This is a genomic window from Brevibacterium antiquum CNRZ 918 (assembly GCF_900169145.1).
GTDB lineage: Bacteria > Actinomycetota > Actinomycetes > Actinomycetales > Brevibacteriaceae > Brevibacterium > Brevibacterium koreense.
The window spans coordinates 1-13,106 of sequence record NZ_FXZD01000016.1; the positions used below are offsets into that span (position 1 = coordinate 1).

The 13,106-nt window shown below is 61.7% G+C and carries 10 protein-coding genes and 2 rRNA genes; 8 read left to right on the plus strand and 4 right to left on the minus strand.

Translation table 11 applies throughout. From position 1 onward, the window contains the following. The 5 genes from BANT918_RS15545 to BANT918_RS15565 all read left to right on the plus strand — a co-directional run. Positions 1-190: ribosomal RNA gene (locus BANT918_RS15545) — 23S ribosomal RNA — on the plus strand; the annotation flags it as partial. A 164-nt stretch (positions 191-354) separates the two neighbouring features. Beyond that, positions 355-473, plus strand: a 5S ribosomal RNA gene (gene rrf / locus BANT918_RS15550). Between the two features lie 427 nt (positions 474-900). After that, on the plus strand, positions 901-1,089 hold the full coding sequence (locus tag BANT918_RS15555) for a hypothetical protein (protein WP_101621083.1): 189 nt from the start codon (positions 901-903) through the stop codon (positions 1,087-1,089). A 420-nt stretch (positions 1,090-1,509) separates the two neighbouring features. Continuing rightward, on the plus strand, positions 1,510-2,145 hold the full coding sequence (locus BANT918_RS15560; RefSeq protein ID WP_101621084.1) for a CPBP family intramembrane glutamic endopeptidase: 636 nt from the start codon (positions 1,510-1,512) through the stop codon (positions 2,143-2,145). A 186-nt stretch (positions 2,146-2,331) separates the two neighbouring features. After that, positions 2,332-3,093 (plus strand): hypothetical protein, encoded by a 762-nt coding sequence (locus BANT918_RS15565; RefSeq protein WP_101621085.1) that lies wholly within the window; start codon positions 2,332-2,334, stop codon positions 3,091-3,093. Here the strand turns inward: BANT918_RS15565 and BANT918_RS15570 are convergent. Continuing rightward, the gene (locus BANT918_RS15570) at positions 3,035-4,174 is read right to left on the minus strand and encodes a DUF6882 domain-containing protein (protein WP_167389497.1); all 1,140 of its coding nucleotides are present in this window, start codon (positions 4,172-4,174) and stop codon (positions 3,035-3,037) included. The genes BANT918_RS15565 and BANT918_RS15570 overlap by 59 nt on opposite strands. A gap of 229 nt (positions 4,175-4,403) precedes the next feature. Here BANT918_RS15570 and BANT918_RS15575 point away from each other — a divergent pair, with 229 nt between their 5' ends. The 3 genes from BANT918_RS15575 (at position 4,404) to BANT918_RS15585 (ending at position 10,383) form a co-directional block, all read left to right on the plus strand. Then, positions 4,404-6,137: an ABC transporter ATP-binding protein gene (locus BANT918_RS15575; RefSeq protein ID WP_101621087.1), complete on the plus strand. Its 1,734-nt coding sequence runs from the start codon at positions 4,404-4,406 to the stop codon at positions 6,135-6,137. 1 nt (position 6,138) lies between these two features. After that, complete coding sequence (locus BANT918_RS15580; protein ID WP_418904425.1) at positions 6,139-8,325, plus strand: ABC transporter ATP-binding protein; 2,187 nt, start codon at positions 6,139-6,141, stop codon at positions 8,323-8,325. A gap of 351 nt (positions 8,326-8,676) precedes the next feature. Then, positions 8,677-10,383 carry a hypothetical protein gene (locus BANT918_RS15585; RefSeq protein WP_101621088.1) on the plus strand — a complete coding sequence of 569 codons (1,707 nt, stop codon included), beginning with the start codon at positions 8,677-8,679 and terminating at the stop codon, positions 10,381-10,383. Positions 10,384-10,509: 126 nt separating this feature from the next. Here the strand turns inward: BANT918_RS15585 and purQ are convergent, their stop codons facing one another. The 3 genes from purQ to BANT918_RS15600 form a co-directional block, all read right to left on the minus strand. Continuing rightward, on the minus strand, positions 10,510-11,250 hold the full coding sequence (gene purQ / locus BANT918_RS15590; RefSeq protein WP_101621089.1) for a phosphoribosylformylglycinamidine synthase subunit PurQ: 741 nt from the start codon (positions 11,248-11,250) through the stop codon (positions 10,510-10,512). Continuing rightward, positions 11,250-11,504: a phosphoribosylformylglycinamidine synthase subunit PurS gene (purS, locus tag BANT918_RS15595; protein ID WP_101621090.1), complete on the minus strand. Its 255-nt coding sequence runs from the start codon at positions 11,502-11,504 to the stop codon at positions 11,250-11,252. Before purS ends, purQ begins: the two co-directional genes overlap by 1 nt. A 116-nt stretch (positions 11,505-11,620) precedes the next feature. Next, the gene (locus BANT918_RS15600; protein WP_101621091.1) at positions 11,621-13,033 is read right to left on the minus strand and encodes an NAD(P)/FAD-dependent oxidoreductase; all 1,413 of its coding nucleotides are present in this window, start codon (positions 13,031-13,033) and stop codon (positions 11,621-11,623) included. Between the last annotated feature and the right edge of the window lie 73 nt (positions 13,034-13,106).

Sequence of the window (13,106 nt, forward strand, 5' to 3'; positions counted from 1 at the left end):
GCTGGTTGGCTACGTTCGGGAAGGATAACCGCTGAAAGCATCTAAGCGGGAAGCCTGCTTCGAGATGAGATTTCCAACCCCACTTGTTGGGGGTGAGGTGTCCTATAGATTATGGGTTTGATAGGCCAGGTATGGAAGCATCGTGAGGTGTGGAGTTGACTGGTACTAATACGCCGATCACTCATACAACCCTTAAGTGTGGTTGGTGTGTGTGAGTAACATGTATAGGATTTCACGAGACGTTTTTAACGAGTCACGTTATGTGTGGTGTTCGCGTTCGCTGTACGGTTCTTGGACCGCTACTGACTCTTTGAGGACTGTGTGTTCTTGGGGTGGTAGTTGGTTTGTTGGTTTTGCGGTGGTGATAGTGGTGGGGAAACGCCCGGTTAACCGTTCCGATCCCGGTAGCTAAGCCCATTCGCGCTGATGGTACTGCAACTTGGTGGTTGTGGGAGAGTAAGTGACTGCCGCAATATTCTTTGGGAGGGGTCATTCCACTTTGGTGGGGTGGCCCCTTCCTTGTGTTTGGGGAGGGTAGTTCCGGTTGGCCTTTGGGCTGGTGGGGGCTTCCCTCCTTTCTGCTATTCACTTCCATGCTCAATAGGCCCAACATGCGTGAGAGGCGTGCCTGATGGCAGCGGTGGTCGCTGGGGGCACTCCTCGATTTCCGCAAATGACAGACGTATCCATGTTCTGTCAACGGCCATTAGGTATTGCCCACACGCGGCCATGAGAGGGTGACGGACCGGTCACCATAGTCGTACTGCAATCACAATCCCGGCTCAGCGATCCAGGCAGGTGGACCCGACGCCCGGCTTTCTCGTGGACTTGTTTTGCTTCGGCGGCCGCGCGGCGGGTCGACCTCTCCGATCTCTGGTAGCCGAGAGTGGTCAGCCGTTGATGGACCGTATCAGCCCGGATCCTGCCGCCCGAACGGGCCACGAGTTCCGTGATCTTGTCCATGAACTCGTCGGTGACCGGGTCGCGGCGGATGGGTGTGCCCACGGTCCGACCCTGGGCGCGGGCGTCAACGTGCACCTTGATCGTGTGATGGGAGCACCCCACCAGTTCGGCCGCGGCCCGATATGACCCAGTCGAGTCCTATGCTTCTAGAACTGCCATGATTTCTCCGTCAGGCTTCATAAGCCGCGCCGGACATTCTCGTAGTGAATATTGATCGATTAAGCATCGTCATCATCCGGTTGTGCAGTGGGCTTCTGCTGCTCCGATTTCAATAGTCGGCTGCACAAGGCCCGTCGTTCCGGGCAACACTATGCAACCAGCTTCTGAAAATGACAGTCAGGGTCAAGGCCGAGCGTGTCCGGTGAGGGTTCCTCCTACGGAACTGGCTACGGCCTTCTATATGGGACACCCCTTGCGGGACGCGTAGGCGAGTGCAGGTGTCTATGGCGGCTGCCGATCCATGGTCTGGTCTACCGGGAGGGTGCTGAGGGCTTAAAGCGATCGCGGACCGCCGTGAACGACCTGGCTGACACTACAATTGAAAAAATGATGGCGACGAATTCGACGGCTGCGGCGGGGGTTGATGCCCGCCGCCGTACAGTGCGGCTGTCCGCGGGCGTGATCGCAGCGTTCACGCTCGCTCTGCTCATCTGGGCCGGGCAGGATCCTGCGACGTTTGCGACTGAAGTCGGTCTGGGTGCCGACATTCCCCCATCCGGTTGGATCGCCGCGGGTCTCGCGGCGGCCGTCTACGCGGTCTATACGCTGTGGGCGGTGCCGGAGATTCGTTCCGTGGTCCTCGAGGCGTCTTGGTTCCGGGCTCTCGCGGTGCCACTGGCGCTGGGGTCAGGCTTGATCGAGGAGATGTTCTTCCGTCATTGGCTGATGTCATGGTTCTCTGCGATCGGTCTCGGTACGGTTCTGCAGGTTGTCGTCTCCGCGTTGATCTTCGCCGCGGTGCACACGGTCTGGGTGGTATTCGGACGCAGTTGGAGGGCGGTGCTGCCGATTCTGCTCTCGACGTTCGGGCTCGGCGTGCTGATGTCGCTGGTGTATCTCGCGTCCGGGCGGGTGGTGCTGCCCGCCGTCGTCGCTCACGTGGCGATCAATCTCGTCATCGAGCCCGGCCTGCTCCTGAGTTCGGTACGCCACACCGTGGCGCGGCGATCTGCCCTTACGTGAACCGGCTTGGGCAGGATGCCGGTACTTTGAGCTCCGAGCGCAACCGGCTCCGTCCAGCACTTGGTGCCCGGTTAGAGACCGGCTTACGGAACGTGCCAGCGTAGCCCCGCCCGCATCCTCCGGGAGCGGAGACCGCCACGGAGCGTCGACAGAACACCGCCATTCATCGGCGAAAGTCGCAGCCGCATGGGCCTGCTCTGGCGCTTCATGGCCTTCTCCCCGACTGTCCAGGTCCTCGCCGGCCTCGCCCAGGTCGCAGCCGCAGCCTTCCTGCTGTTCCGACGCACCGCATGGCTGGGCGCCCTTCTCGCTGCGATCGACCTGACTGTGGTGTTCCTGCTCAACCTGACCTTCGATGTGCCCGTCAAACAGCTCTCAGGCATCATGGCGGTGGCGGGAATCATCCTCCTCATCCCCACCCTGCCCCGCCTCTGCCGCTTCCTGGTGGGCAAGTCTACTGGGGCGATTGTTGCGCGGCGGATATCGACGAACCGCAGCTTCGTGGCAGTCACACGCTGGACCGGACCCCTGCTCGCGATCGCGATGCTGGTCGGCTCGGGCGCCGTAGTGGGAGATATGACCGACTGGGCCAGGTTCGACCAGCCGAGCGAGATCGCTGGTGTCTACACGGTCTCAGGCGACAGCAGACCGGACGTCAGCGGCGCCCAACTCACCCAGGCAGCCTTCGGTCAACTGACGAAAGCAGGATCAGCGGCTGTCGGCCTGCGGTACGGGGATGGCAGCCTGCAGAAGGGTTCCTACAGCGTTGCAGGCGACAACGAGCTGATGTTCAGACTCTACTCAAAGCAGACGGTACCTCTTCGACCGCGATTTCAGCTGGGAACCACGCACACCCATCAACCGGTGATGGGCACGCAGCACCCGCAGATCAACGTCCGAAGAGCTTCGAGAACAGCCCCTTCTTCTTTTTCGGCTCCTCAAGCTTAGTCTCTGGCGCCTCTGGCTGACGATCGTTGTCCTGTGCCTCGTCCGCAGCTGAGTCCGCAGGTTGTGGCTCGGACACCGGCGTCTGCTCGGACCCGGTCTCAGGTGTGGGACGTACGGGAGCGGAGTCGCGCTCGTCACCGGTACCCGCCTCGGCGGGGGATGGGGTTGGGGTGGTCGAGCGAGGTGTTTCGGTGGTGGGCTCTGCTGGCGACGGCGTAGCGGTAGGCTCCGACGACGTGGAGGCGCCCGCGCCCGTATCGGTGGCAGCGCGTTCGGATACTGGCCTCGGCGTCGTTGTTGCCGGCTGCGCAGAGGTCTCTGCGGCTGGAGTGTCAACAGTCTCTGCAGCTGGCGTTGACGACCCGGTGGCCTGTGCGTACTGCTTCGCGGGCTCGCCTTCGAGAGGTGCACCCATTTCGCAGTTGGAGATTCGGCGTTCCTCGTCAAAGGACAGGTCAGCTGAACCATCGGCGAAGAGCAGACGCAGGCCGTCCTCAGGCAATTCCGCGGTGGGAATGCCTCGCTTGGCCACATACGCCTCAAGTGCACCGCGATGATCGGTCACCGTAGTCTGCGTCAGCCCCTGCATGAGGGCGCGCACAGTGGTCTTGACCTGAGGCTCGGGGAGGGTGAGCTCAGGGGCATCGACAAGCAGCCAGACAGTCGTGCCGGCACCTGCTGCGGCAGGGTAGTGAGCCCACTTCCCGGTGACCTCCTTCGCTGCCAAGGTCAGACGCAGCGACAGCTCCTCGTCGAGGGGGAGCTCTTCGGTGATCAACTCAGTGACATCCTCGGCGGCACCGAACTTGCGAACGTCGTGGGCGAGACCGACGACGGGTTCGGGGAACTCGTTGATGTTCTCCCAACCCCACAGCCACGTGCTCTGCCCGTTCGACTCCGAGCCAAGCAGGTGCGGGCGACCACGCAGGACAGTCCCCTCAGCAGAGGTGAACGTCAGATGCGGGTCGGAGGTGAAATCGACCTCCCATTCGGCATCGGCGATGAGTGCGCCGAAGTGCGTCTGCATCTCTGTGGAGTAGAAGACGGCGCGATTGACGAGGTCCTGCAAAGTTGTGCTCATGATTTCAAGACTAGAGGTGTCCGTCCGATTAGCGAGGAGGCACGCGGAGCCACCGCCGAGGTCGGAGCGGGTTCTGCCCGGCCGTGTCAGTGGCGCATGGTGGACTGCAGAGAGATGGGAGACTGGCTAGACCTATTGTTCGAGAGGGAAATGAATGTAAGATAGTCTGTTGCGCTTTCGAATATCTCAACGTCTTTTCGCGAACAACTAACCTTTCTGGACGTCCACCGTGGCTTTATTACGCCTGTCCCTGAAATACGCTCGATCCTATCGGCTCTACATCGCTTTGGTTGTCGTCCTGCAGCTGGCCGCAACCATTGCGGCACTGTTCCTGCCGAGCCTGAACGCGCAGATCATCGACCAGGGAGTCGCCAAAGGCGATACTGACTTCATCTGGTCGACCGGGATGACAATGCTCATCGTCTGCCTCGTCCAGGTCGTCACTGCCGTCACCGCCATCTTCTTCGGCGCCCGCACCGGCATGGGTGTCGGGCGGGACTTGCGGCGTGCCATCTACAGCAAAGTTGACGAGCTCTCGACACTCGAAGTGGGCAGATTCGGCAGCGCCACCCTCATCACCCGCAACACCAACGATGTCCAGCAGGTCCAGATGCTGGTGCTCATGACCTTGAACTTCATGGTCTCCACGCCGATCATGTGCATCGGCGGAATCATTATGGCACTGCGCGAGGACGTGGGACTCTCCTGGCTGGTGTGGGTGGCCGTGCCGTTGCTGTTCATCGTCGTCGGCATCCTCGTCTACCTGCTCATGCCGCTGTTTCGGCGGATGCAGGGACAGGTGGATGATATCAACGGAGTCCTCCGCGAACAGATCACCGGCATCAGAGTTATCCGCGCATTCGTGCGCGAACCATTCGAGACCGATCGCTATGCCGACGCCAACCGGGCCCTGACCCAGACCTCAGTCAAGGTCGGCAACCTCTTCGTGCTCATGTTCCCCGCGATCATGATGATCCTCCACCTCGCCACCGCCGCCGTGCTCTGGTTCGGCGGCCACCGTGTTGACGCAGGTCAGATGGAAGTCGGGTCGCTGACCGCATTCCTGCAGTACCTCCTGCAGATTCTTGTGGCCGTCATGATGGGCGTGTTCATGATGATGATGATTCCTCGCGCAGTCGTCTGTGCCGAACGCATCTCCGAGGTCCTCGACTCAACCACGTCCATGGTCATTCCGAAGGGCGTCGATGAACTCCCTCGCCGAGGTGAGCTCGAGTTCCGCAATGTCACCTTCGGCTATCCCGGGGCGGAGGTTCCCGTCCTCGAGAACCTCAGCTTCACCGCGCAGCCGGGTACGACGACTGCGATCATCGGTGCTACTGGTGCCGGCAAGTCCACCATCGTCAATCTCATCCCGCGTCTGCTCGACCCGCAGTCGGGGGACGTGCTCATCGACGGTGTGCCCGTCAGCGCCTTCAACAGACATCAGCTGGCACAGTTGGTGGGCCTGGTGCCGCAGAAGCCGTACTTGTTCTCGGGCACGATTGCCTCCAATCTCCGTTTCGGAAACGAATTCGCCGATGATGCTGATCTGTGGGAGGCACTGACGACCGCTCAGGCCGCGGACTTCGTTGCGGACAAGACCAATCAGCTCGAGGAAGGAGTCGCCCAGGGCGGCACGAACTACTCGGGTGGGCAGAGACAGAGACTCTGCATCGCCAGAGCGTTGGCGGCTGCGCCGAGGATCTTCGTCTTCGACGATTCGTTCTCTGCTCTCGATGTGGCCACGGACGCCCGTCTGCGCAGTGCCCTGGACAACACGACCGGCGATTCGACAGTCGTGGTCGTGGCTCAGCGAGTCTCGACGATTCGAGATGCCGACCAGATCATCGTCCTCGACGAAGGCAGGATCGTCGGCCGGGGAACGCACGAGGAACTCGTGGATGCCAATGAGACCTACCAGGAGATCGTCGAATCCCAGCTGGCCGCGGAAGGGGTGAACTGACATGACGAGCAAGGAATCCAGCGAGTCAACCACGTCAAGCACCTTCGCGGCAACGACAGCCGCTGACCCCGACACGATGCAGACCACTGACGAGGAATACCTGTCCCAGGGCGACGACGGGGATATGTTCAGCGACACCCCTGCTAAGAAGGCGAAGCACTTCTGGCCCTCAGTCAAACGACTGTTCGGACTGATGGCAGCGGAGAAGCTCGGGCTCATCAATGTCGTTCTGCTTGTCATCGGGTCGGTAGTTCTCACCGTCATTGCGCCGAAGGTGCTGGGCAAGGCGATGGACATCGTCTATTCCGGTGTCATCGGGTCACAGATGCCCGCTGGTGCGAACATCGATGACATCATCGCCGGTGCTCGTGCTGAAGGCAGAGACGACTTCGCCAATATGCTGGCCACCGCCGACGTTGTTCCCGGGCAAGGCGTCGACTTCACCGCACTGGGCCAGATCATCATCATCGTCCTCCTCATGTACCTCGTGGCCTCGATGCTCATGTGGGCGCAGGGCTACATCCTCAACGCCCTCGTCATGCGTGTCGTCTACAGACTCCGCGAAGACATCGAGCGCACCATCAACAGGCTTCCGCTGCGGTATTTCGACACCAGGCAGCGCGGAGATGTGATGTCTCGCGTGACCAACGACGTCGACAACATCCAGCAGGCACTGCAGCAGGCCTTCTCTCAGCTCGTCCAGTCCGCACTGACCATTGTGGGCATCGGCGTGATGATGTTCATCGTGTCCTGGCAGTTAGCGCTGCTGGCTCTCATCGCACTCCCACTCTCGGCGCTCATCGCCGGTGTCATCGGCACCCGGTCGCAGAGGATGTTCAAGGCGCAGTGGAAGCACACCGGTGAGGTCAACGGGCATGTCGAAGAGTCGTTCTCCGGTCTCGACGTGGTCCGCGCCTTCGGTCGCGACGAGGTCATGCTCGAAGAGTTCGACCGCCGCAACGAGTCCCTGTACCAGGCTTCGGCAGGTGCACAGTTCGTGTCGGGCATGATCATGCCCGCCATGCAGTTCGTGTCCTACCTCAGCTACGTCCTCATCGCCGTCGCAGGCGGCCTGAAGGTGGCCTCGGGGCAGATGACCCTGGGCGACGCAACCGCTTTCATCCAGTACTCCCGCGAATTCTCCCAGCCGATCTCGGAGATGGCCGGAGTGGCGAACATGCTGCAGTCGGGTGTCGCCTCGGCCGAAAGGACCTTCGAACTGCTTGATGCCGAGGAGGAAGAACCCGATGACGCACAGGAGTCGCTGCCGAAGCGTACTCCGGGCCGGGTCGAGTTCTGTGAGGTCAGCTTCCGCTACACCGAGGAGACTCCGCTCATCGAGAAGGTCTCCTTCACGGCCGAGCCCGGCCACACCGTGGCCATCGTCGGACCGACCGGGGCAGGCAAGACCACCTTGGTCAACCTGGTGATGCGCTTCTACGAGATCACCGGTGGCCACATCTTCCTCGACGGCACCGACATCCAGAATCTGACCCGAGCAGACCTGCGATCCCACGTCGGCATGGTGCTCCAGGATGCCTGGCTGTTCGAAGGCACCATCCGAGAGAACATCCGCTACGGCAGACTCGATGCCACCGACGAGGAGGTCATGGTTGCGGCCCAGGCAACCATGGTCGATCGATTTGTGCGACAGCTCCCCGATGGATACGACACGGTCATCGACTCCGACGGTGGCAGCGTCTCTGCCGGTGAACGCCAGCTGATCACGATTGCGCGGGCCTTCCTCGCCGATCCGTCACTGCTCATCCTCGACGAGGCGACCTCCTCGGTCGACACCCGTACCGAGGTCCTCGTCCAACAGGCCATGGCCGCTCTGCGCACGGACAGAACATCGTTCGTCATCGCACACCGCCTATCGACGATCCGTGATGCCCACACCATCCTGGTGATGGAGGACGGAGCCATCGTCGAACAGGGCAACCACGAGGAGCTGCTGAACGCAGAAGGAGCGTACTACCGCCTCTACATGTCACAGTTCCGTGGGGAGGATGCGGAAGAGCAATTCACCGCCGAGGTGCTCGCTGAGTCAGAGACCGAGATCGGAATCGTCATCGAGGATCACACCGAGACAGATGACGTTGACGACGCTGAGTCCGCTGAAGGAAGACGCGATAATGGTGGGCAGGCCGCGAGGGTGCCCGGCGAGGACACAGTCACGGACTCCTGACCCAGCTGCGACTGCGGGAGCCGAAATCATTGACATCGAGGATAACGATTTTCGGCCGCATACGACCGTATCTGCACAATCGTGACATGGGCTCGTCTCTGCTCTCGCACTGTTCCCGGTGCTGTGCCGGGAGAGAAAGACGTGGTGGCTGGGGGAGCAGGCGCCTGAACAGGCATGACCGGTTGCTTCCAGTGCCAGGACGATGTCTCAACGAGATAAACATTCTGGAATATCCCAATCACATTTCCGTCATGAACTAAAAGACCAAAAGTCGCCACCCACTCACTACGAACGTAAGGTCACTTCCACACCGGCACACGGCAGCCACCCAGGCCCTCTGGAAGGATCATCATGAAACGGCTGGCACTCGCAGCAAGCATCGCCTTGGCAGTCTCCAACATCGGATTCGGTCCGGCCGCCGCGAACACATTGACCACAACCGAAGTATTGGCTGCGCAGGAAGGCGCAGAGTCCGCGAGCGACGGTGCCGCCGATCCCGACACAGGCGCGACCGAATCCGAGGGCGACGCCGAGGCGGGGCAGGATGACGGACGCGAATCGAGCGATCCCGACGTCCCCGGCCCGCCCGCAGACGAGACGGCCTCTCCGGACGCCGATGAGGAAGGTGCGAGCAAAGACGGTGCCATCGACGGCGCAGAGGAATCCGAGGCGATCGATGCCAGCTTCTCTCTCGAGAAGACGGAGATGACCGCTGAAGAGATCGGTGACCCCAGCCAGGGGATCCGGTACACCGTCGATTCCCTCAAAGCCGGGGATGTCGTCACCGCCGAACCTGGCGAGGCCACGTCGACGACTGTCGTCAGCGATGGTGCCTTCACCGGGACGATCCTCGGCAACACCGAGCTCAAGACCGGTGACACCCTCGAAGTCAGGGTCACCGTCAAACGAGACGGAGAGGAGTCGAAGACCTTCAGCAGCAGCGTCGAGGTCGTCGCTGCCGATGATGAGGATGCTGACCTCACGGTCTCGCCGGAGACTCAGAACCTGGACGACTTCATGAACGACGGTGTCCAGATCATTCTCGCGAACTGCGCGATGGATGACGAGGTCAATTTCCGCATCACTGGCAAGGACGACTCAGACACAGTCATCTGGGAGGACACCCAGAGGGCGGCAGGTGAAGATGCTGCCGGGCTCACCACATTCAGCCCCGACACGGGTGGAAGCGGTTGGATCGGTGATTTCGTCGTCACAGCCTCCTGCGGAGACACAAGCGCGGAGACGACCTTCACCGTGACCGACACCGAAGGCGAGGATTCGAACTCAGTTCTCACCGTTTCGCCCAAGACTCAGGGCGTGCAGGAGTTCCTCAAGAACGGAGTCAACATCACGCTCGTCAACTGCGTCATGGATGACGATGTGACATTCAGGGTGAGCACGAAGCATGACCCGGACACCACCATCTGGGAAGAAACGCAGAGGGCCGGTGAGGATGCAGCCGGATATGCCAATTTCGTCCCCGAAGGAGACGGCGGCCCGGGATGGGTCGATGGGTTCCTCGTGATGGCCTCTTGCGGAGATGTGAGCATGAAGACGACCTTCACGGTCACCGCTGACGAGGGCGTCGTCGACCCGAAACTCTCCATCGACCCGCAGAAGATCTCTGGTGAGGACTTCATCAAGCGGGACAAAGGGGTGACGATCACCGTCACAGAATGCCAGCCGGGCAGCGACGTCCAGTTCGAAGTCTGGGGGTTCGAACCCAGTGAGAAGCTCTACGAACAGACGGCGGAGGCGAACGAGAACGGTGCCGCGTCGGTCCAGGTCTACGGCATCGACAGCAGACCCGAAGCCTATGCCGGCACCTACAAGGTGATCACGGTCTGCATGGAGCACGCCATGAACGCCGAGTTCGTGGTGACTTCCGGTGGCGGCGCCGCGGGTGGTTCTGATGCGGGGCCAGACGATTCCGGCGATGCCGGTTCGATGCCGCGCACCGGTGCCGAACTCACCGGTCTCGGAGCAGGAGCGGCTCTCATACTGGCCGGCGCAGCGACGATCATCTTCGCCCGGCGCCGTGCACAGCTGGGGTCATGATGGGTGACCCGTCGGGTTGGTGAACATTCCCGGCCCGACGGCGCGAACCACGTGACTCCAGATAGTAATCGCACCCTGGCACTGAGACATGAAGTCGAAGTGCCAGGGTGCGACCTATTGTCTGAATCAGCGCCCGTTGACGAGGGTGCGCACCGCCGAGGAGAAGAATCCCTGACCGTCGATGCCGCCACCGTCTTCGGGGCCGAACCCGGCCTCGACGGCGTGTTCGGGGTGGGGCATGAGGCCCACGACGTTTCCGGCCTCGTTCGTGATGCCGGCGATGTTGCGCAGAGAACCATTGGGGTTGAGTCCCTGGTAGCGGAAGACCACACGACCGGAGCCTTCGAGCTCGTCGAGGACCTCGTCGGTGGCGACGAATCCGCCCTCACCGTTCTTCAGCGGAATGCGAATGGTCTGTCCCTGTGCATAGTCACCGGTCCAGGCAGTAGCCGTGTTCTCCACAACCAGTTCCTGGTCACGGCAGATGAAATGCTGGTGGTCATTGCGGATGAGGGCACCGGGCAGCAGGTGTGATTCGCAGAGGATCTGGAACCCGTTGCAGATGCCCAGGACCGGCATACCAGCATTGGCGGCGGAGACGACTGACTCCATGATCGGGGCGAAGCCCGCGATCGCACCGCAGCGCAGGTAGTCACCGTAGGAGAACCCACCGGGCAGAATCACAGCGTCCACACCGGCAAGGGTGGAGTCGGCGTGCCACAGGTTGACTGGTTTGGCTCCCGCTAAGCGAACCGCACGTGCGGCATCCCGATCATCGAGTGTCCCGGGGAATGTCACGACACCGATCGAGACTCCCGACTCGGCACCCGCCTCGGCGGTGGTGGGATCCGTGATGACAGCCGTCATCAGGCTTCCTCGACGGCGCGAACGGCCACAACGTTCTCGATGACTGGGTTGGACAGAAGTTTCTCCGCGGCCTCACGAGCCTGTGCGAGAACCTCCTCGGTGACCTCACCGTCGACTTCGAGTTCGAAGCGCTTTCCCTGTCGGACCTCACCGAATTCGGTGAAGCCGAGTCGGGACATTCCACCGGAGATCGCCTTCCCCTGAGGGTCAAGAATCTCGGGTTTGGGCATCACCTCAACGACGACACGTGCCATGCGTGTTCTGCTCCTTCAAGAAAGTGTTCGGGAGTTCCTCCCGCGCTCGCTGAAAGTCTATCAAGCGCGGAAGGCGCCCCCGCCTTCGGTCCGAGCTGCGGACGTCACCGGCAGTGTCAGGAGTCGAAGCCCATGCCCACAGCATCGAGTGCCTTGAGCAGTGGACCTCGCCGGCCCTCGTTGCCGTCGGCCTTGATGAGTGCGTTCGTCGTCATCTGGATGCCCAGCCAAGCCACCGGCTCGGGTGGGAAGGGCAGAGGCATTCTGCGCACCATCTCCAGCTGCGTCAGCTCGGTGTCCTGCCCAGACAGCAGATCGAGCATGACGGTGCCCGCGAAGCGCGAAGCGCCCACACCCAGTCCGGTGAAGCCGGCGGCCATTGCGACCTTCTTGCCGTAGGCCGTGGTGAAGAAGGAGAAGAACCGCGAGCAGGTGTCGATCGGTCCACCCCATTTGTGGCTGAACTTCAGGTCAGCCAGCTGGGGGAAGGTCTCGTAGAAATGTTCGGCCAGGGTCTCGAAGGTCTCCGGTCGCTGGTCGTACTTCCACGACACCTGCCGACCGTAGTGGTAGACGGCATCCCACCCTCCGAAGAGGATCCGATTGTCGGCTGAGAGCCGGTAGTAGTGGAACCGGTTCGCGCAGTCGCCGATGCCTTGCCGCCCGCCCCATCCGATGGACTCAAGCTGCTCATCATCCAGCGGTTCGGTCATCAGGGCGTAGTCGTAGACCGGGACCGTGTGCAGACTGGCCCGTTTGAGCAGCGAGGGGAAGACGTTCGTCGCCAAGGCGACGCGCTTCGCCGAGATCGTCGCCGAGTCCTCGGCGTCCTGGCCGCTGACCTGCGAAGAGGTTGTGACCTGGACGGTGGACTTCCGGTCACTGACATCGGTGACCTTCGTGCCTTCGAAGACCTCGACACCGAGCTCACGAATGACCCGCAGCAACTCCCAACACAGTTTGGCAGGGTTGACCAGGACGACCTCACGAGAGTCCCAGAGGGCACCCTTGTAGGTCGGGGACTTCACGATCTGAGCCAGTTCCTCCTGGTTGTAGAAGATGAAACCGGCCTCTGGGTCGTGTGCCTCCCGCAGCTCAGGGACCTGGTAGTCCTCTGTCGCCACATCGAGTTCACCGGTGCGTTCGAACTCGACGTCCATCTCGTATCTGGTCACTGCCTCCCCGATCGCAGCGAGGTTCTCGCGCCCCAGCTGCGCCAGACGTTCGTTCTCCTTCGGCAGATGAGACTCGCCATTGTCATAGCCGTGGGTCAGGCTGGCTGCGCAGAACCCGCCATTGCGGCCAGAGGCGGCCCACCCGATCGAGTTCGCCTCAACCAGGACAACGTGGCGCTTAGGGTCACGCTCCTTGGCCTGCAACGCCGTCCACAATCCCGTGAAGCCACCCCCGACAATGACGAGGTCGGCCTCAAGGTCGCGGGCCAACGGTGGCAGGTGCTTCGGGCGCTGCTCGGAATCGAGCCAGAACGGCACGGTGGAAGCGTCGGCCAATGCGGCTGTGACGTCCATGTCTATTCTCCTTCTGTCTGTCGGTAAATGTGAGTAAGTCTGCGCCCCGGTGCGGGCCGCACGAAACCTGAGC